Consider the following 21047-nt stretch of genomic DNA (forward strand, 5'->3'; position numbering starts at 1 on the left):
CATTGATTGAGATTGAAATCGGTACAAGCAGACAACGCTGATTAGCATGTCATAAGCCGACTTTCTAACTTCATAGGCACACTGCGCTATTAAAATATAGATTCTAGGGAATACCTCTCATGCAAAGTGATAAGCATATCTCCAAAAGTTTTGACCAAGATCTTGATGAAGCCATCCGTTTATTTTTATACATGGGTGATAGCGCGGCTAACCAAGTGGCCAAAGCTATTCATGCTCTTATCGATAAAGACGAAACACTGGCGCAAGAAGTCATCGATATGGACTTCGATATCAATCGAATGGAAGTCGAGCTCGACGAGCACATTTTATTATTGGTTGCCAAACGCCAGCCCGCTGCCAGTGATTTGCGCTTAGTCATGTCGATCAGTAAAGGTGTGGTCGATTTGGAACGTATCGGCGATGAAGCGGTAAAAATTGCGCGAATGGCCAGTAAAATTGCGGCAGAAGGTAAATCAGCATACGGCTATGCTGAAGTTCAGCATCTGAGCAATCAAGTTCGTCTGATGCTAAACAACTCGCTAGAAGCTTTTAGTCAGTCGAATGCGGAGCAAGCGTTTGAAGTGATGCGTAATGACAGCGCGGTCAATACCGAATATCAGTCAGCTATTCGTGCTTTGATGACCTATATTATGGAAGACTCGCGCCACGTATCAAAAGTCATCAATATCATGTGGATATTACGATCGCTTGAGCGTATCGGTGACCATGCACAAAATGTCGCAGAGTTAGTGATTAACTATATCAGTGGGCAAGACGTGCGTCATTCAGACTATGCCATGGTCGAAAAAGCGGTACAAGAAGCCAATGATCGCTTAGCTGCTCGTCAAGTTAATACATTGTCAGCCAATGAACTTGAAACGTCAGATAGTGATGAAGGCTGATAGGAAGAACTATGCTTTTTACCTTATAATAAAAAACGCGCTATAGTAAGCGCGTTTTTTTATAACTACTAAATGTAGCTATTAGAAAGCCAGTAAATACTAACTTTCTGGTGTCCAGCCTTGTGCGCGCTCATAGTCTTCATTGTCTAAGAACTTATCACGCTGCTCTGTTAAAAACTTTTTAGCAGCAGGATCCATCATGCTTAGATGATTCTCATTAATAAGCATAGTTTGATGCTCAAGCCATTCTTTCCACGCCTTTTCAGATACGGTCTCTTGCAGCTCTTGACCTTTCTTATTAGGGAAGGGTGGATGCGGCATCTTTGGCAAATCTTGCTTATATTTACGACAAAACACAGTATTTGCTTGAGGGTTAAAAGTCTCAGTCATAAGGCATTCCTTATTCATTATCTTAAGTGGTTAAATCAAATATCATATGAGTCTATGATAACGGTCTTGATAGATTTAGCAAAGGGTACTAATGTATATCGTCAAGCCTCTATCTATTTGTTATAAAGCCTTTGGTAGTTGGTGTATGACAAATATTGTCTACGTTTAACCTTTTTATTGAAATTTGCAAAGCTATTGATATTTTGATAATGACATTGGCTAATCCAGTAGAGGTCATAGAACAAATAAAAACACCCGCGTAAATAGCGGGTGTTAAATTTATATTAGCAGGTTAGCTTTTATTCAAAAGTACTGATTAGGCAAAGGCTTTTAAGCGAGCACGGCCATTGACCACCGCTTGCTTGACTTGGTTTGGCGCAGTGCCACCTAAATGGTCACGAGCTGCTAATGAGCCTTCTAGCGTTAGATAGTCGAAGACATCTTCACCGATAGCATCGCTAAATTGCTGTAGCTGTGCCAATGACAAATCACTTAGATCAACACCTTCTTTGATGCCTAAAGCAACAGCGTTACCAACCACTTCATGGGCGTCACGGAATGCCACACCTTGACGTACTAAGTAATCTGCCAAGTCAGTCGCAGTCGCATAGCCTTTCATCGTAGCGGCACGCATGCTTTCCTTGTTTGGCGTGATATTTGGTAGCATATCAGCAAACGCTAATAGTGAACCTGTCAACGTATCAACGCAATCAAACAAAGGCTCTTTGTCTTCTTGATTGTCTTTGTTGTAGGCGAGTGGCTGGCTTTTCATTAGGCTAAGTAAAGTCATCAACTGACCAAAAACACGTGCCGCTTTACCGCGTACCAACTCAGGTACGTCAGGATTCTTCTTTTGCGGCATGATCGATGAGCCAGTACAGAAGCGATCTGGTATCTGCACAAAATTAAATTGTGCTGACATCCAAAGAATAATCTCTTCGCTCATACGCGACATATGCATCATCAGAATAGATGCTGCTGAAGTAAACTCAATCGCAAAATCACGGTCCGAAACGGCATCGAGTGAGTTTTGGCAAATACCTTCAAAACCTAATAGTTCAGCAGTGATGGTACGATCGATTGGGAAAGTTGTACCAGCAAGCGCTGCACTACCAAGTGGCATCTGGTTGATACGGCGACGTGCATCGACAAGACGCTCAGTATCGCGATATAACATCTCAAACCATGCCATCACATGATGCCCAAAGCTAACAGGCTGTGCCGTTTGCAAATGAGTAAAGCCTGGCATGATAGTGTCAGTATGTTGCTCAGCCAAATCAAGCAAGCCACTTTGTAAGCGTACTAATAACTCAATAATATTATCAGTCTCTTCGCGCAACCATAGGCGAATATCTGTGGCTACCTGATCGTTACGGCTACGACCAGTGTGTAGCTTTTTACCAACGGCACCTACAATGTCAGTCAGACGTGACTCGACGTTCATATGCACGTCTTCAAGGGCGATCGACCAGTTAAACTCACCTGCTTCAATCTCGCGCAATACTTGCTGAAGGCCATCGATAATGGTGGCAACTTCATCAGCAGTTAAAATGTTACATTCTTTTAGCATCGTTGCATGAGCAATCGAGCCTTGAATATCGTGACGAGCAAAGCGTTGATCAAAGCCTACAGAGGCAGTAAAGGCGGCAACGAAGCTATCTGTCGCTTCACTAAAGCGCCCGCCCCACATTTGTTGGCCTTGGCTACTAGCAGGCGCAGTCTGCGTTGTGGTACTTGTTATCGGAGCATCTGTGCTAAAATCAGAGTCAGATGAACTTTTACTTGATTCAGGATTACTAGGTTTTGAAGAATTGGCGTTCATATCGGTACAAGACAAGTCAAGAGAATAAGAACTCGAGTATAGCAAATGATGAGGTTGCCTTACTAGCTACACGCTTAGAGTTTTTTATTCCTAAACTCATGGAAATCATGAGGCCTTGGCAGTGGCTGACATATATCTTTTTTGGTCCTTGTTCCTAACGGTAATGGAGCGCCATAGTCTAGCCACTTGGTCAGACTTCATGATTCAGTTTGTACGTAGCTTCACTCAAAACACTCTGACGGTTATTCCCTCACTGTATTTAGTTGACTACCTACGCCCTGCCTTCAAAAACGCCAGTATTCTTAGCGTAAGTATGCGCATTGTATTGTTACTGATGTTTGCTGCTGCAGTTTCGATGGCGTTAGTCACATTATCTATGATTAATTTTGGTTGGCTAACATATGATAGTCGCACGTTTGTATTGAATATTGTGCTCAATACAGTGTTGTCTGGCGGTTTTACGACTGTATTCTTATTATATTTTTGCGTAGCTATCGTGAGCTTAATGCGCTTAAGTTGTCCTTTGAATATAAATTAACCGCACAAAATGATCTAATAAAAGCCCGTACGGCCCCGCACTTTTTCTTTAATACTATCAATACACTCGTATCACTGATTGAATCGAACCCGCCCAAAGCCGCTGATTTATTACAGCACGTTTCTGCATTATTCCGCGCTAGTTTTAGTGGTACACGTGAGATTAGCTTTGAAGAAGAGATTGATCTTTGTGAGCATTATTTGGCAATCGAATCTAGTCGTTTAGCAGACAAGCTCGAAGTCAATTGGAAGTTACCTGAAGAAGATATCATGTATGACATGGTTATCACTGCGCTAACGCTACAAAGCGTGCTAGAGAAAATACTCCTCAATGTGGTAGAGCTGACCACAGAAACTATCTGTATTAATATTGAAGTCACGTGGGAACAACACCGAGTTAAAATCATGATTGATGTTGCGCTTCCCAAAAAGACACTAAGCATCAATCATGACTTGCGTCAGCATATGAATTTCTATATTCAAGCTGATCGTTTGCGCGCCCATTTTGGACAAAGTGCTGATATCCAAAGTTCGGTAGCCAGTACTCAAATTATCACCATCATCGACTATCCTCTACAAGACGTTGGTTTATAACTTACTGTTCTTTATTAGCTTTCTCCATTCTTTTACCTTTCAAAAGCCTATATGGCATACTTATTGCATCACTATGTATAGACGTCATAATTTATGCTTGATAAATAATGATTACGAATAAGTAATATCATAACTACCGTGAAACACAATTACACCATATAAAATCTACCGATAGCAGGAGTATATTGTCCGCTATAAAAACTGGTAGCTTTCGTCAGAATTTTATTAAATAATTTAGATTATATATTCTAAGTGATTGATAATGAGTGCTAATATAGCCGTAATACTATTGAAAAAAATATTAAGTATGTCCTTGGATGGGAGTTTGCATGCGTATCGTAGTTTGTGATGATGAGCCCCTAGCGCGTGAGCGCTTGGTGAGAATTGTACAGGAGTCAGGCCATGAGGTAGTTGCTCAGGCCACAACAGGTGCAGAAGCCATCGTCGCTGTAAAAACCCAGCAGCCAGATATTATATTATTAGATATCCGAATGCCTGAAATGGACGGCGTGCGTTGTGCTCAAGAACTTGCCAAACTTGAACATCCACCAGCGATTATATTTGTGACGGCATACGACCATTATGCGATCGCAGCGTTAAAAGCCAATGCAATTGGCTACTTGTTGAAACCTGCAAACAAAGATGAGCTACTAGAGGCATTAAACAAAGCAAAGAACCTAAATGCTGCTCAACTAAACGAAATTCGCAAGCTTGAAAACCCGACAGCACGTCCGATACGTGAACATATCGCTGCTCGTACGCATCGCGGTGTTGAGCTGATTAAGCTAAAGGATATCTACTATTTTGCAGCAGATCAAAAATACGTCAAAGTGCGTCACAAAGATGGCATGGTATTGATTGATGAAACGCTAAAAGAGTTAGAGCAAGAATTTGATGATCGTCTGTTCCGAGTACATCGCAATGCCATCATCAACCTTAGTTATTTGGACTTTTTAGAAACCCTAGACGCAGGCCAGTATCAGATACGTTTTAAAGGTATTGATGAGACGCTAGCGGTCAGTCGTCGTCACTTACCTGCCTTACGTGATAAAATCCAAAGCATGTAATAGGCTGTCCTGATAGCGCCCAATCATCCGTATCATCAAACCCTTATTTATGCTTAAATAGGGGTATTTTTTGCGTCAGCATCTACTATTAATCATTTGAGTCGCCTAAGCTTTGGCAAACTTGCCCTATCGAGTAATATCGATATTATTCAGTATAAAGATGAACAGTACTGACATTGGGAATATAGCCATTATAGTATTAGTATCGAACTTATTGAGGCCCTTTATGAGCAATCCGCAGCAACCTGTTTTGACTACTCTAAATATCGCTACACGTCAAAGTCCTTTAGCCTTATGGCAGGCCGAGCATATTCGCGATCGTTTACTGGCGTTGTATCCCAATCTGACGATTAATTTACTAAAAATTGTCACTAAGGGTGACAAGATTTTGGACACACCTTTGGCCAAAATCGGTGGTAAAGGACTGTTTGTAAAAGAGCTTGAACAAGCGCTGTATGACAAACAAGCAGATATAGCAGTGCATTCGCTAAAAGATGTACCGATGCAACTTCCCGAAGGCCTCACATTAGGCGTCTACTGTAAACGCGCCTCACCAACAGATGCCTTTGTCTCAAACACCTATAATAGTATTGATGAATTACCACAAGGTGCAGTCGTTGGGACATCAAGTTTACGTCGTCAATGCCAAATCAAAGCTTATCGACCTGATCTACAAATCAAAACGTTGCGCGGCAATGTCGGCACTCGTTTGGGCAAGCTAGATGCTGGTGAATACGATGCCATCATTCTGGCAACTAGCGGCTTGCAACGTATTGAGCTGGATGAGAGAATACGCGGTGAGCTTGATATCGCAGCTTGCTTGCCTGCAGTTGGGCAAGGTGCCTTAGCAATCGAATGCCGTGAAGGCGATGAAGAAGTGCTCAAGTTACTTGCACCACTCAATGATGATAAAGCCCGTATTCGACTTATCGCTGAGCGTGCTCTGAACCGTCATTTAGAGGGCGGCTGCCAAGTACCGATCGCCGCTTATGCAGTTCTGCAGACAGCTGAAGAAACCAGTGTTAATAATGATAACAATGGTGATAACGGCAATAACGATAGTGGGAATGTGCTATGGCTACGCGGTCGAGTGGGTCAGGCCGATGGTAGCGAATTGTTGAAGGCAGACAAACGAGCTACGTTGGTTGGGACACAAGCCGAGCAAGAAGCCCAAGCCAACCAACTAGGTATCGATGTCGCAGAAATACTACTTGCTGATGGCGCAGGAGATATTTTGTCAGCGATATATCAGCCTGAGTAGTACGAGTACTGTTGCTATAGGTTGGATTAACCGTAAGATAGGCTGATCTAAGCATCAGCCATTTTTGTAGACTTAAGTCTTTTTCACTCTTTCGTTTTTTGTCATGGTATATCGATGTCATCAATGCCAACTCAATCTACATACATAACTTCTCATAAGAATTGTTCTAATGATAAGTCAGACGTAATGCCGCAAATTGTCATCAATACTCGCCCAGTAGAGCGAGCAGCACCGTTGACGCAGCATTTGCAAGTAGCAGGATTGATAGTGGTTGATATGCCAATGTTGACGCTACGACCACGTCAAACAACTGATCTAGATATTGCATTAATGCATCAGTGGATGGCGGGGAGTACAAAGCACTTGTTATCGTCAGTCCAACTGCGGCAGCTTCAGGGCTAGTCGCTTGGCAATCACTTGAACATGAAAAGCGTAAATACAAAGCGAAAGATAGTAATGGCAAATATGTGCAGAGATTGTCAGAAGGTTTGTCACTACCTAGTCCTCTGGTTGCGGTTGGTGAAGCAACGGCAGCAGAGTTCAGTCAGGTGCGTATAGATACAACAGACTATCAAATACTTCAGCCTCAGACGGCCAATAACGAAGGCATGCTAGCAATGCCTGAAATCGATAGCTTACAAGCAGGCGATAAATTGCTGATATGGCGCGGGCTTGGTGGTCGACGATTATTGGTTGATACATTGCAGGCGCGCGGTGTACATATCGATAGTATTGCTTGGTACGAGCGTATAATGCCTATCGATGCGATTGCCGAGTATCAGCAGTGGCAACAAGATTTTCTTACTCATAGTACTACGTCATCACAGCAGCCAAAGCCAATAGTCGTCATCAGTAGTGCGGCAGCTTTTGAGCATTGGTCAAATATCGTCAATGACGAGCAATCGAAGACGTTAAAAAAAGAGCAAAATTCTGATGCAGTGGCTGATAAAACACAGCGTCTAGCGCTTACGTTAAATGATTTTTCCTACGTTGTGTTGGGTGAGCGTCTTGCCAATATGGTTGCCGCACAGCAGTTGAGCTACTGGCGAGTAGAGGATTTGTCGCCAGATACGATTCTCTCAGCCATTCATTCTAAAATATAATACTTTAAATTTTCCATTTGCTTTAAACATGTTTATCTATACCAATAACGGTACTGCCTTATGTCAATGAATTCTGAGTCCTTATCTAAGGATCCTTCTACTGTTCAGCAGCGCCGGCAAGCAAATATTTTGCTGCTACGGATGCAATGGCTGGTTATCTTGTTACTGATCGCTGCATTATTGTGGCTATATATTAGTCAGCAGCGCTTTCAGCATAGTGTCAACGACCGTTTGCAGAGTAATGAGCAAGTAATCAGTCGACTAAACGAAATGGACGATCGTCTATTTGCCATGAGTCAGCAGACGTTGCCAGAACCTAGAGTTAAGGCCAGTAGCCAAGCTCAGAATCAGTTGGACCTATTGCGTATCCAAATTAAAGCGGCTGATAGACTGTTGGCGGATAGTAATGACAGTGCCGCGATTGAGTTATTGCGAGGTCTACATTGGCAGTTATCGCAAAGCAGTAATGAAATTGCACCTGCGCTAACCATCGTTATAAAGCAAAGTTTGATTAAAGATATTGAGCGTCTGCAGGCACAAAGCTCACAGCCAAGCCCGTGGCAAATACAAAATCTTGCGATTCAAAACATTCAGGAGTTTTTGCACAGTCATGAGCGTCTTGGCAGTTATGAAGGTACGGATCTACAGCGTCGAGAGCTGGTAGATGCAGCTACTGAGAACAAGCAGCTACTCAAAGCAACCAATGCCACTGATACCTCAGCGACTAGTGATACAAATTTAACGCGTCGTCAGCTCACTATCCATGAAGTCATCATGACGTTGAATTTAGCAAGCCAAGCCAGCAATATGCGTAAGCAAGATCAACTTGTCAGCTATTTGACGCAGGCACGCAAACAGTTAAAAACGTTGGTACCTAAAGCTTCAACTAGCGATAATAAAAAATCAGTACAAGCTGGCGCGATTGGAATTGTACAAGCAAATAAAAAACCAATCGATGGTCAAAGTAATCTTGAGACAATGAAAGCACCGAGTGACATACCAGAAGTAATTGTATGGCTAAATCAGTTGATTGCTCATGCACCAAAACCAACGCCATTATTGACGACAGAAATTTTAGACAAGCCGCAACGCTAACGAAAGCTAGTCACAATAGTTAATACAGAAAATATAAAATGTAAGGTAAGCAATGACCCATTCTAATGAAAAATCAGCATCTATGTTTGGTGTAGCAAACGATCATCGCCCTGAGTTACTAGCTCATTATCCTGTTATTCATCATCAGCCGATACAGTGGGGAGAGATGGATGCCTTCAATCATCTGAACAATGTGGTTTACTATCGTTACGCTGAGTCAGCACGCATTAGTTATTTGCATGCGCTAGGTATGTTTGATGGCAGTATGGTCACTGTTTTAGCCCAGTCTAGCTGCCAGTATTTACGCCCAGTTACTTATCCTGATACGTTACTATTAGGAGTTCGTTGTAAGCGTTTAGGCGATACAAGTATGGCGATGGAATATAGTTACTATAGTATCGTGCAAGAGATCATCGTTGCTACGGCAGAGGCTGTGGTAGTACGTCTGGATAGTGATGGAAAAGGTAAGTTGCCATGGACGGCAGCAGAGCGTCAACAGCTGCTAGCACTGGAAGCCAAGTTTGGTCATACGCCTGAGCTTTAGGTTGGTTCCTATGTGAGTCGATTGTTCATTTTTTCAAAAAAATTATTATAAATTAAAAGCTAAAAACAAAAAAGGCACGCTAATATAATGTCAGCGTGCTTTTTTAATAACTCATCATTCAACTATTTTCTTAAACAGTTTTTAGTCTTGCTGCGGTGCATGAACAAAATCAACCACATTTAGATCAAAACCTGATAAAGCAAAAAACTTCATTGGCGATGATAATAAGCGCATATCACGGACACCTAAGTGACGTAATATCTGTGCACCAACGCCGATACTACGATAAGGTTGCTGCGTGATGGTTGATTGCGACTCGTTGTCTGCGGCTTTGTCCAGCGCATCTCCCAAATCAACTGGCTGATTACTACCAATCCATACCAGCACACCACGATCTGAAGCACTGATTTCTTCTAGTGCTGACTGTACGCTCCAGCCACTACGGCCAGTCATATCGTTTTTAGCTGCAAACAAATCGCGTAATGGGTGGAAGCCATGTACACGTACAGTGCTGACGCCTTCGCTGACATCACCTTTACCAAGGCTAAATGTGTTTCTTCAGCGCCAAACTCACGGAAGCGATGTAGCGTAAAAGTACCGTGTTCAGTTTCAAACGGATGTGACTCAATCTCTTCTACCGTTTGCTCATTAGCGATACGATAATTGATAAGGTCAGCAATCGTGCCTATCTTAATGTCATGCTCTTTTGCAAATATTTCAAGGTCGTCACGGCGCGCCATCGTACCATCTGCATTGATAATCTCTACAATCACTGCTGCAGGCTCTAGACCCGCTAAACGTGCTAAATCACAACCTGCTTCTGTATGGCCTGCACGGTGAAGAACACCGCCGTTTTGTGCCATAATTGGAAAAATGTGACCAGGCTGAACGATGTCTTCAGGCTTCGCTGACGAAGATACCGCTGCCTGAATAGTACGTGCACGATCACCAGCAGAAATACCCGTGGTGACGCCTTCAGCAGCTTCAATCGAGACAGTAAAGTTGGTGCTAAACTTCGCCTCGTTACGATCTGACATCAGTGGCAGTGCCAATTGCTGGCAACGCGCTTGTGATAAGGTCAAACAAACTAGACCACGCGCGTGAGTAATCATAAAGTTAATATCTTCAGGGCGCACATGGGTCGCTGCCATGATGATATCACCTTCGTTTTCGCGGTCTTCATCATCCATCAAGATGACCATTTTTCCAGCACGAATATCTTCGATAATCTCAGGGATTGCATTTAAACTCATAGTAAATCTCAATATTTTATTATTTATAAATAGGTGTCATTTGGAATATAGGGCTCTATCTGCTTATTGTAGCAGTAGGTAATACAAAGCGCTGTTACGGTCAAGCAAAGCGCTACTACGGTCAAGTAAATCGCGCTATAAGCAATATAATTTGATATAAAAGTAACTTGCTTAATTGCTTGTATATATCATTATGAGGTTATTTTAACGCTTTTCAGCGTCACGTGCTGCGCCATCTTCCCACTATATCGTTCAGTATGTCAAAAATAGTCATAAATATTATCAATGACCATTAAAACTGACTCGTAAATCTGTGCGTTATCTTTTTTATTGATCTATATCACAGTTAGTCATTGCTCGCTGCTTGGCTTTTTAACCAATCCATAAATTGCTTACTGTGCTGCTCACGCTGGTTATCTGCAAACTCGTAAAAACTGGTACCAATCAAATTATCTGGTAAGTAGCTTTGAGGATAGTAATGGTTAGGATAATCGTGCGGGTAAGCATAACCCTGACCGTAGCCTTGACTACGCATCAGTTTGGTCACGCCATTGCGCAAATGTAGCGGTACAGGTGAGGCATCTTTTCCAGCCAACGCCATTGCAGCATTGATCGCTTTATAAGTGCTATTGCTTTTGGCACTGGTCGCTAAATACACCACAACTTGACCTAAAATAATACGCGCTTCTGGCATACCGATAGATTGCACACTACGTAATGCCGCATCAGCTAGGAGTAAGGCATTAGGATTGGCATTACCGATATCTTCACTGGCCAAAATCACTAAGCGCCGCGCAATAAAATCAGCAGGTTCGCCGCCTACGAGCATACGTGCCATCCAATACAATGCCGCATCTGGATCTGAGCCGCGGACGGACTTTATCATCGCTGAGATAATATCGTAATGCTGCTCACCGTCTTTGTCATATCTTACCAAAGCAGTCTGTGCTACTCGGCTGACCAATTCATCATCGATAATCACTGGTGACTGCTTGGCATCAGCGGTCTGAATGGCTAGCTCTAATAAATTTAGCGCTTTTCGAGCATCACCGTGAGCCAGCTGACTAATAGTATCTTTTGCTTGTAAATCGACGTTTAGTTTTTTGAGTATATTGTCTTCTGAGAGGGCTCGTTGTAGCACAGTATTTATCTGCTCAGGTGTTAACGGCTCTAAACGATATACCTGACAACGTGATAAGAGAGCGTTGTTGATGCTAAATGATGGGTTCTCCGTAGTAGCACCAATTAGCGTGATGTCACCAGATTCTACTGCACCCAATAGTGCATCTTGCTGTGCTTTATTGAAACGATGAATCTCGTCAATGAAGACCACAGGTGATTCAAATGCCAATGAATCTTTATTATCTAGGACTTCGCGTAACTGTTTGACCCCAGTATTTAACGCGGAGAGCGCATGAAAAGGTCGATTAACGGCATCAGCTAACAACATCGCAATGGTTGTTTTGCCAATACCTGCTTCACCGTGCAGGATAATAGATGGCAGGTGGCCTTGCTCTACCAAACGTCGTAACGGTGCTCCAGCTGCCAGCAAGTGCTCTTGACCAATAATATCAGTAAGAGAAGTAGGGCGCATACGCTGAGCAAGTGGGGTATCAGCATGGAAGTTAGGTGGCATAAGACTCTCTATCGGAAAATGAAAAAGCTATCTACTTGCTGCAATGGTAGTAATGGCAAGGTCTCTATAGTTAAATCCAAATAACAGCATGCTAGGCTACCTTTATCATTTTTATTGAGTTTCGACACTCATATACGTTTGGCATGATTTTCGCAGCAATTTTATAATAGCAATGAGTATTAGACATCAGTAGTAGAAGTAAGCTAGTTTATAAGGATGGTACTTGTTACAAGTCATACGCGCTAGGTTAACGCAAAAATATGTTAATGAAAGCTAACTAAGCGTATAGCTTGTGTCCCGAACACTTTAGTTTTCGTCATTGACCTATATTAATGGCTCTACTATTAACAGTTCTACCGTATTGATGGGAAAGGTTGGCTAATTGCGACTGTTAACTATTAAACACTAAAAATGGCTTATCAAATATAAGGTATTGCATTAACGATGTCTGAACCGACTCTTAAACGCTTATTCAATCGTTACTTGCGTAGTGATACGGGCAAGCAGCAGTCACGTTATCTGACAGCTGGCGAAATAGCATTGGCGCATTCAGTATTTGGTAATAGTATCAAACTCGACGAAGTGCAGTTAAAGACAGCATGGTGGGTACTAAAACATTATGCAGTCAGCCCCAATGGCAATATTTATTTTAACTCAGTCGATTGGATTACGGATTTTAGCGAAGCTCCATTGAGCAAACAAAGCTGGCTTATACATGAGCTAACGCACGTATGGCAGTTACAGCAAGGCTTAAAAGTGGTACGCGGAGCAATTATCAACCGAAAATACGACTACGTGTTAGAAACAGGCAAATCATTTTTTAAGTATGGTATTGAGCAGCAGGCACGCATAGTACAAGACTATTTTGTACGTCGTCATCATGGTCAGAACTGCCAAGAGTGGGAAGCTTGTATTCCGTTCTTGACGGTGCAGTCTATTGTTAAGGCAGAAAGTACTGATGATGCATCAGTCATCTAATTTTTAAAAGTAATAGTAAGCTTGGCTTATGAGAAGTCCTAACCGAGCTATAGAACGATTAAACTATATAGCAATTGAGATACAGGTCAATTGGATAAATACTGGATAACTATATTGGACGATTTAACAGTTAATTGTATTGCTAAAAATCAAAAAACAATGAACCGTAATTGTAATTTACCCTTTAATAATTTTGCTTTACCAAAGGATATATACTCTCATGTTTAAATTTTTGTCAGTAAAGCCTAATGTTGATACTCGATATCCATCGACCTTGCTTGTAGCCGCACTGTCAGGAGTATTGTTTTTGACAGGTTGTCAGCAGTCTGAAACATTGCCTGTAGCTGATGACAGTCAAACCAGTGAAAAAACAAGCGTAGAAGACAGTCAGCCTATGCCAAAAAGTGACTCAGCTGCTGCGCGCATAAAACAATTTCAGCCGATATATGTCGCACAGGCGCAGAGTTTACAGAGACGATTGCAAGCGGAATATGAGTCATTGCAAGCGGCAGATGCGTCAGACAGTGAGGAGCTTTTATTACTGAATACTAATAATAATGAAAATACAGATAGTAATAACGAAGTAGCGACCGATGATACCGCTCCCATTGCGAATACTACTGCTACCAGTTCTGAAGAAGTGGCGTCATCGAATATCGATATCGCCCCGATAGACAATAATACGAATGTAGATGCAGAGGCTGACGTCAATACTAGCACTGAAGTTGGTGAGCGTGACTTAACGGTTTTAAAACGCATCAGTCTTGAGCCGCGTAAACCTGTTATGTTGACCGAGGACCAAATTATAGAACGCTATCAGCAAACCATGGATGCCTTGTATCAACCAGTGACAATACCGCTTAGTGCAGAGGATTCTGATACATTAATCAATATGGCGACCTTGGTTCCGCAGCTATTTGAGCATGCAGAGATTGCTGGTAGAGTAAGTGCAAAAAGTCCGGCGCTTGCCCGTTTAATCATTCAGCATCAGGTATGGGAACAAATAGAAGCCCAGCAAGTGGTTGATATGCAGCAAATGAAACAGAAGCAGCAACAAGAGTTTGAAGCTTTAATGGCTAAATTTAATGAAACTATCGAAGGATACGATGAGCAGATTGCCAAATATGAGCAAACGTTAAAAGAGTTTCAGTAACTGACTATACTTTTATAAATTGATTGAATTCATCATTTCTCATAAAACAATCAATATCAAATAACGAGAGTTAAGAGAATAAAAAATCCCGCACGATGGCGGGATTTTTTATTGGATAACGATTATTTGTGCTTACTTGCGATCTTCAACTTTTACAAAATCACGGCGCGTTTCACCAGTGTATAACTGACGTGGACGACCGATTTTGAACGGTGCACTGTGCATTTCTAACCAATGGCTGATCCAACCTGAAGTGCGAGCCAATGCAAAGATTACGGTAAACATTGACGTTGGGATACCAATGGCTTTCAAGATGATGCCAGAGTAGAAATCAACGTTTGGATATAGGTTACGCTCGATGAAGAACGGGTCTTCTAGCGCAATTTTCTCTAGTGCCATTGCCAATTCAAGCTTAGGATCGTTGATACCTAGTGCTTCTAGTACTTCATCACAAGTCTCTTTCATTACTTGAGCGCGTGGATCAAAGTTTTTGTAAACACGGTGACCAAAGCCCATTAGCTTCACTTCACGGCTCTTCACTTTTTCCATGAACTCAGGCACGTTCTCAACAGTACCGATTTCGTCTAGCATCTCAAGAACAGCTTCGTTCGCGCCGCCATGTGATGGTCCCCAAAGGGCTGCGATACCAGCAGCGATACATGCATAAGGGTTTGCACCAGTAGAACCAGCTAAACGTACCGTTGAGGTAGAGGCGTTTTGCTCATGGTCAGCGTGCAAAGTAAAGATTTTGTCCATTGCGCGAGTGATAACGTCGTTTTTCTCGTAGTCTACGTCAGCAGGCGTTGCAAACATCATGTATAAGAAGTTTTCTGCGTAGTTAAAGTCGTTACGCGGATACATGAACGGTTCGCCTTGTGAGTATTTATAACTCATCGCAGCAAGCGTAGGCATCTTAGCAATCAAACGAATCGCTGTGATTTCGCGATGTTCTTCATTGCTTACGTCTAGGTCTTCATGATAGAACGCTGATAAGGCACCAACGACACCAACCATGATAGCCATTGGATGCGCGTCACGGCGGAAGCCTTCAAAGAACTTACGCAATTGATCATGAACAGCAGTATGCTCGCGGATTTTTTCAAAAAAGTCTGCTTTTGCTCAGCAGTAGGTAGGTCACCATGTAAAAGTGCATAAGCAACTTCTAGGTATTCAGCGTTGTTCGCTAGCTCGTCGATAGGGTAGCCGCGGTGTAATAACTCGCCTTTGCCACCATCAATATAAGTAATCTTTGATTCAACTGGAGCAGTTACTTTAAAACCAGGGTCATAAGACCAAAATCCTGATTCTTGTAAAGCAGCAATATCGATAACTGGGCGCCCTAAAGTACCTTTAATAATAGGAAGTTCGTATTCTTCACCATTCACGGTTAGTTTGGCATTAGTATCAGCCATAAATTGCTCTCCATTGGTTTGACTTGTTAGAATAAATTACTACAGACGCATACCCTCGCGTCATTGTCGGTTGAACGGTAAAAGTGCATTCAACTCATTTAGTACGCAGGGTATATTAGCAGCAATTCTTGATGATTTGAAAAAACTTTTATGGACCATGTGTCCAATTGGCGCGGTGTGGCGGTAGTTATTCGCTGTAATTTTTGTATCAAAATATGTCTGTCAGGTTATTTTGCTTAAAATTCCTCTGTTTTTGAGCAAGTTTATAGCAGCATTATCAGAGCAATATTTTGGGTTTCTAAATATATTTTAGAGACAAAACTCATAAATAATGACACTAAAAACTGGCAGACTATGCCTAGTAAGCGGATTAAAGTTTGTCATAATAATCACTGTTAAAACCAGTATTATCCTTATCCATTCATTTATTGATTAAATATGTATATATTCTTACTGAATGGATAAATTTGTAATTATTGCTCAGGCATTTTATAATTGTAGGAATTAACTGGCACTAGCTTTGCGCGAATTAATAAATGACCATGTTATAGTGTCGTTCAGAGCGTCTTCTATTCATGCTTGTTTACGATTGTCTGATGTTACGATAGACCAAACCGCATTTTATGGTTTGAACTTTCTTCTTAACCAATCTTTTTTATTTGCTTGGCATAGGATTTCAAGTGCCTAATATAAGGTCTGCTCTGATATAGAAGACATAGTAACGTTGTCTTACTATTCATACGACCTCTAAAATAGACTGGTTAGTCGATGTTACTCATGTTTATTCTCTTTGTTGTATAATAGATAGGTTGTTTGATAGGCCTGTCGATTCGACAAGCGACATTGAACAGTCTATCAATACCTTTATATACATGATCCTTTCTTCATATTTAGCGCAAACTAAACGAAGTCAGCTAGCTCTTCCTTACTTTATTCGTCTCGTGTGTTGCTCAATGCTCAATTGGCACTATTTATGTCAGGCGTTGATAGCAGATACAGGAGTATAACCGCAAAAGGATGCCCGCTGTGAAAAGCAACCGACCTATTGATCTGCCTTTAAGCCAAGTGATTAGCGTTAATCGCTCACCGATCGCGATCGCCTCTATCTTGCATCGTATCTCTGGCATTATTTTATTTTTATTGATTCCTGTCATGTTATGGATACTACAGAACTCATTGGCATCGCCTGAGAGTTTTGCAACCGTATTTGACAACGTACTTGTGCGCTTTTTAGCATGGATATTTGTTGCCGCCATTGCATATCATTTTGTGATGGGTATCAAACATTTATTTGCTGATATGGGCATGAACGAAGAGCTAAAATCTGGCCGCACTGCCTCTATGGTCAGTTTTGTGATTGCAGCGATTTTAGTTGTCGCGTCATTTGTATGGGTGATGTTCTAATGATAAAAAATGATTCAGGAATCAAAAGTGCTACTGGTCTGACAGGTTCAGGCTCACGTGATTGGATTATTCAGCGTATTAGTGCTGTTGTTTTAGCCGTTTATAGTGTGGTGTTGCTGGGCTTCTTTTTGACCCATGGCGATGTCACTTTTGTTGAATGGTCATCATTTATGACCAGCCTACCGATGCGTCTATTCAGCTTGGTTGCCGTACTTGCACTAGCTGGTCATGCTTGGGTTGGGATGTGGACAGTATTTACTGACTATATTACGACGGGCAAACTAGGCTCAAGCGCAGCAGGTTTACGTTTAGTACTACAGTCATTGATGATTATCGCTATTTTAGTATTTCTATTTTGGGGCATCATGATTTTTTGGGGTAACGGTTTCGGTATCGCTGCCGTTTAACCATCTCATAAAAAGCTCTGATATCTATATATAACGACGGATGCATCCAACTGATACATTAGTTGGCAAAGTATTTTAGAGTCATCCGTTGATAGCCAAGAATAGTCATAGCATTGGACTAGCATTACTGATCAGCTAATCTGATTATAGTTGAGTAGGCTTAGTTCAGTATAACGATAGATATGCAAATTAAGTGGTTAACGACTATTAATACTCTTTATTTTATAAGCTTAGAAATGGCCAAATAGTAAGCCTTTATAGCTGTAATAGAGATGTCTCAAAAAGTCTTTGATTTACTTTTACGCATTAACAGGCATTAGGAAAACCGTAATGGCAACTAGACAAGACAATACCATTAGTAATATCAAGACCCTAAACTACGATGCAGTTATCGTTGGTGGCGGCGGCTCAGGTATGCGTGCTTCATTGCATTTAGCGGAAGCGGGCATGAAGGTTGCAGTCCTAACCAAAGTATTCCCAACGCGTTCGCACACGGTTGCCGCTCAGGGTGGTATCGGTGCAAGTTTGGGTAACATGAGCAATGATAACTGGCACTTCCACTTCTATGATACCGTTAAAGGATCAGATTGGTTGGGTGACCAAGACGCTATCGAATATATGTGTCGTGAGGCGCCAAAAGTAGTCTATGAGCTTGAGCACATGGGCATGCCGTTTGACCGTAACGAAGACGGTACGATTTATCAGCGTCCGTTCGGTGGTCACACGTCTAACTATGGCGAAAAAGCAGTACAACGTGCTTGTGCTGCTGCTGACCGTACAGGTCATGCACTATTACATACGCTATATCAGAAAAACCTAGAGCAAGGCACTGAGTTCTTTATCGAGTGGATCGCGCTTGATTTGATCAAAGACGAAGTGGGTAACATCAACGGTGTCGTCGCGCTTGAGCAAGAGACGGGTACGATTGCAGTATTCCAGTCACCAATTACTGTCCTAGCGACAGGTGGTGCTGGTCGTATCTTCGCAGCTTCTACCAATGCTTATATCAATACTGGTGACGGTATTGGCATGGCAGTACGTGCTGGTATTCCATTACAAGATATGGAGTTCTGGCAGTTCCACCCAACTGGTGTTCATGGTGCAGGTGTACTATTGACTGAAGGTTGCCGTGGTGAAGGTGCTATCTTGCGTAATAAAGATGGCGAAGCGTTCATGGAGCGTTATGCACCAACCGTGAAAGACTTGGCACCACGTGATCTCGTATCGCGCTCAATGGACCAAGAAATCAAAGAAGGCCGTGGTTGTGGTCCTAATGCTGATCATATCGTAATGGATATGACGCATTTAGGTGTTGAAACCATCATGAAGCGTCTACCATCAGTATTTGAGATTGGTAAAAACTTCGCTAACGTTGACATCACTAAAGAGCCAATTCCAGTAATCCCAACCATTCACTACATGATGGGCGGTATTCCAACCACTATTCATGGTCAAGTGATTGTACCGGATCTAGACGCAGGTACTGATGAAGACGGCCTATATGCTAAAGGCAACGTCGTTAAAGGTCTTTATGCAATCGGTGAATGTGCTTGTGTCAGTGTACATGGTGCTAACCGTCTAGGTACGAACTCTCTGCTAGATCTATTGGTATTTGGCCGCGCAGCTGGTAAGCATATTGTTGATGAGTTCCATCATGCAGATCATAACTATAAGCCGCTTGATCCACGCGTACTTGATTTTACAGTGAAGCGTTTAGACAAACTACAACAGTCTACTGAAGGCTACAACGCGCAAGACGTGGCTGATGAGATTCGTGCTACGATGCAAAAGCACGCTAGTGTATTCCGTACGCAAGCGATGATGGACGAAGGCGTTGAGAAAATTTTAGCGCTAGGTGAAAAGATCGACAAGATCCATCTTGGCGATAAATCACAAGTGTTCAACACAGCACGTATTGAAGCATTCGAAGTTGCTAACTTGTATGAAGTAGCCAAAGCGACAATGATATCTGCAGCGAAGCGTCATGAAAGCCGCGGCGCGCACAGTGTATCTGACTATGATCGTCCAGAAGATGATGATTACGCACCTAACGGTCGTAATGACCACGATTGGATGAAGCATACTTTATGGTACTCTGAAGGCAATCGCATCATTTATAAGCCAGTACGTAAAGTGCCATTAACTGTTGATTATATCGAACCAAAAGTTCGCGTCTACTAATTCTAGACTGCATACTTTATATATAGTTGATAGATAACAGCAGTGTTAACGTTTTATCCCTTATTAATTTATTAAAAAGGTGACCGCCAGCTACATGCTCATGCCAGCGCTACGACGCTATTAATTGGTATTCGATATTGGTTATCAGTACTGATTAATAGCTAGCGCAAATATGTTGCAATCTTTGTATGCCCGCCATCACCTACGTGTGGAGTTTAGCATTATGAGCCGAGGTACTCGCACCATCGAAATCTATCGCTACGATCCTGATCTGGACGCAGCGCCACGCATGCAAACTTATACGATTGAGCTACTTGATTCAGATCGTATGTTGCTTGACGTACTATTACGCCTAAAGAAAGAAGACGAAACACTTACTTTCCGTCGCTCTTGCCGCGAAGGTATTTGTGGCTCTGACGGGATGAATATCAATGGTAAGAACGGTTTGGCATGTCTAATCAACATGAACACGCTACCAGAAAAAGTAACGGTTCGTCCGCTACCTGGTTTGCCAGTGGTTCGTGACTTGGTTGTTGATATGAACCAGTTCTATGAGCAGTATGAGAAAGTACATCCATACTTAATTAATGATCAGCCAGCACCGCCAACTGAGCGTCTACAGTCGCCTGAACAGCGTGAAAAACTGAACGGTCTATACGAATGTATTCTATGTGCTTGTTGTTCAACCAGTTGTCCATCTTTCTGGTGGAACCCTGATAAGTTCCTAGGTCCATCAGCATTACTGCATGCTTATCGCTTCGTTGCTGATAGCCGTGACGGTGATACTCAAGCACGTTTAGCTCGCTTAGACGATCCGTTTAGCTTGTTCCGTTGCCGCGGTATCATGAACTGTGTATCAGTTTGTCCAAAAGGCTTGAATCCGACTAAAGCGATCGGTCACTTACGTAATATGTTGATTGACCAAGCTGGTTAAGCATAAGTAATTGATATTTATAGTTACTATACGAAAAACACCACCTATTCATTAGGTGGTGTTTTTGTTAGTTAAAAAGCTGATATATAGATTTACTACTGTTTATAGTTGGCTTGTTATTTAAAAGTATGGTGAATTTAGCCTATTGAAAAATAGGTATTAAATGATTTATGAGTAAAACTGTATGGTCAATACGTTGGTCGTATGTAAGAAGAAATAATATATAGACAATCACCCTATATAATCGAATATAGACATAGTCGAATTTTGGTATAATTGCTTTGGTATTTAATGAGATGGTTAAAGTGTCTTTTTTAGCGCTTAATATGTATTGTTTAAACACATTATGACATTATCGGGCTAAAATACTATGC

The 21047-nt window shown here is 42.0% G+C and carries 18 protein-coding genes and 2 pseudogenes; 15 read left to right on the forward strand and 5 right to left on the reverse strand.

Features of this window, described 5'->3' with window-relative positions:
- Nucleotides 1–119 precede the first annotated feature (119 nt).
- Complete coding sequence (phoU, locus tag ACOBWA_RS00515; protein WP_420229902.1) at nt 120–902, forward strand: phosphate signaling complex protein PhoU; 783 nt, start codon at nt 120–122, stop codon at nt 900–902.
- A gap of 99 nt (nt 903–1001) precedes the next feature.
- Here phoU and ACOBWA_RS00520 read toward each other — a convergent pair whose 3' ends face one another.
- Both ACOBWA_RS00520 and argH read right to left on the reverse strand, forming a co-directional pair.
- Complete coding sequence (locus tag ACOBWA_RS00520) at nt 1002–1292, reverse strand: oxidative damage protection protein (protein WP_057757820.1); 291 nt, start codon at nt 1290–1292, stop codon at nt 1002–1004.
- A gap of 316 nt (nt 1293–1608) precedes the next feature.
- Entirely contained in the window at nt 1609–2982 is a 1374-nt protein-coding gene (argH, locus tag ACOBWA_RS00525; protein WP_102092674.1) for an argininosuccinate lyase, read from the reverse strand.
- 253 nt (nt 2983–3235) lie between these two features.
- Here argH and ACOBWA_RS00530 point away from each other — a divergent pair, with 253 nt between their 5' ends.
- The 8 genes from ACOBWA_RS00530 (at nt 3236) to ACOBWA_RS00565 (ending at nt 9315) form a co-directional block, all read left to right on the forward strand.
- Entirely contained in the window at nt 3236–3652 is a 417-nt protein-coding gene (locus tag ACOBWA_RS00530) for a hypothetical protein (RefSeq protein WP_420229903.1), read from the forward strand.
- A complete protein-coding gene (locus ACOBWA_RS00535) occupies nt 3631–4245 on the forward strand; it encodes a histidine kinase (RefSeq protein ID WP_420229904.1) in 615 nt (204 codons plus the stop codon). The genes ACOBWA_RS00530 and ACOBWA_RS00535 overlap by 22 nt, the downstream gene beginning before the upstream one ends.
- Nucleotides 4246–4574: 329 nt before the next feature.
- Nucleotides 4575–5312: a LytR/AlgR family response regulator transcription factor gene (locus ACOBWA_RS00540; protein ID WP_420229905.1), complete on the forward strand. Its 738-nt coding sequence runs from the start codon at nt 4575–4577 to the stop codon at nt 5310–5312.
- 226 nt (nt 5313–5538) lie between these two features.
- Nucleotides 5539–6573, forward strand: a complete 1035-nt coding sequence (gene hemC / locus ACOBWA_RS00545) for a hydroxymethylbilane synthase (RefSeq protein ID WP_298808933.1) — start codon at nt 5539–5541, stop codon at nt 6571–6573.
- A gap of 186 nt (nt 6574–6759) precedes the next feature.
- On the forward strand, nt 6760–6975 hold the full coding sequence (locus tag ACOBWA_RS00550) for a hypothetical protein (RefSeq protein ID WP_420229906.1): 216 nt from the start codon (nt 6760–6762) through the stop codon (nt 6973–6975).
- Nucleotides 6912–7676, forward strand: coding sequence for a uroporphyrinogen-III synthase (locus tag ACOBWA_RS00555; RefSeq protein WP_420229907.1), 765 nt, complete (start codon nt 6912–6914; stop codon nt 7674–7676). The genes ACOBWA_RS00550 and ACOBWA_RS00555 overlap by 64 nt, the downstream gene beginning before the upstream one ends.
- A 60-nt stretch (nt 7677–7736) precedes the next feature.
- The gene (locus ACOBWA_RS00560) at nt 7737–8771 is read left to right on the forward strand and encodes a hypothetical protein (RefSeq protein WP_420229908.1); all 1035 of its coding nucleotides are present in this window, start codon (nt 7737–7739) and stop codon (nt 8769–8771) included.
- 52 nt (nt 8772–8823) lie between these two features.
- The gene (locus tag ACOBWA_RS00565; RefSeq protein ID WP_420229909.1) at nt 8824–9315 is read left to right on the forward strand and encodes an acyl-CoA thioesterase; all 492 of its coding nucleotides are present in this window, start codon (nt 8824–8826) and stop codon (nt 9313–9315) included.
- A 141-nt stretch (nt 9316–9456) separates the two neighbouring features.
- Here the strand turns inward: ACOBWA_RS00565 and ribBA are convergent.
- Nucleotides 9457–10568 (reverse strand): annotated as a pseudogene (gene ribBA / locus ACOBWA_RS00570) (bifunctional 3,4-dihydroxy-2-butanone-4-phosphate synthase/GTP cyclohydrolase II).
- A 346-nt stretch (nt 10569–10914) separates the two neighbouring features.
- On the reverse strand, nt 10915–12204 hold the full coding sequence (locus ACOBWA_RS00575; RefSeq protein WP_420229910.1) for a replication-associated recombination protein A: 1290 nt from the start codon (nt 12202–12204) through the stop codon (nt 10915–10917).
- A 444-nt stretch (nt 12205–12648) separates the two neighbouring features.
- On the opposite strand from ACOBWA_RS00575, the gene ACOBWA_RS00580 reads away from it, so the two are divergent.
- Nucleotides 12649–13182, forward strand: coding sequence for a type IV secretion protein Rhs (locus tag ACOBWA_RS00580; RefSeq protein WP_420229911.1), 534 nt, complete (start codon nt 12649–12651; stop codon nt 13180–13182).
- A gap of 220 nt (nt 13183–13402) precedes the next feature.
- Nucleotides 13403–14335, forward strand: coding sequence for a hypothetical protein (locus tag ACOBWA_RS00585; RefSeq protein WP_420229912.1), 933 nt, complete (start codon nt 13403–13405; stop codon nt 14333–14335).
- A 132-nt stretch (nt 14336–14467) separates the two neighbouring features.
- Here ACOBWA_RS00585 and gltA read toward each other — a convergent pair.
- Nucleotides 14468–15747, reverse strand: a pseudogene (gltA, locus tag ACOBWA_RS00590) (citrate synthase).
- Nucleotides 15748–16764: 1017 nt separating this feature from the next.
- Between gltA and sdhC the strand changes: the two are divergent.
- From sdhC to ACOBWA_RS00610, 4 genes are all read left to right on the forward strand, one after another.
- Entirely contained in the window at nt 16765–17151 is a 387-nt protein-coding gene (gene sdhC, locus ACOBWA_RS00595) for a succinate dehydrogenase, cytochrome b556 subunit (RefSeq protein ID WP_082624524.1), read from the forward strand.
- A 2-nt stretch (nt 17152–17153) separates the two neighbouring features.
- Nucleotides 17154–17558, forward strand: coding sequence for a succinate dehydrogenase, hydrophobic membrane anchor protein (gene sdhD, locus ACOBWA_RS00600; RefSeq protein ID WP_057762261.1), 405 nt, complete (start codon nt 17154–17156; stop codon nt 17556–17558).
- Nucleotides 17559–17888: 330 nt separating this feature from the next.
- A complete protein-coding gene (gene sdhA, locus ACOBWA_RS00605; protein WP_420229913.1) occupies nt 17889–19739 on the forward strand; it encodes a succinate dehydrogenase flavoprotein subunit in 1851 nt (616 codons plus the stop codon).
- A 223-nt stretch (nt 19740–19962) separates the two neighbouring features.
- Nucleotides 19963–20673 carry a succinate dehydrogenase iron-sulfur subunit gene (locus ACOBWA_RS00610; RefSeq protein WP_055123743.1) on the forward strand — a complete coding sequence of 237 codons (711 nt, stop codon included), beginning with the start codon at nt 19963–19965 and terminating at the stop codon, nt 20671–20673.
- Nucleotides 20674–21047 lie beyond the last annotated feature (374 nt).

It is taken from the genome of Psychrobacter sp. ER1, assembly GCF_048631835.1.
Lineage (GTDB): Bacteria > Pseudomonadota > Gammaproteobacteria > Pseudomonadales > Moraxellaceae > Psychrobacter.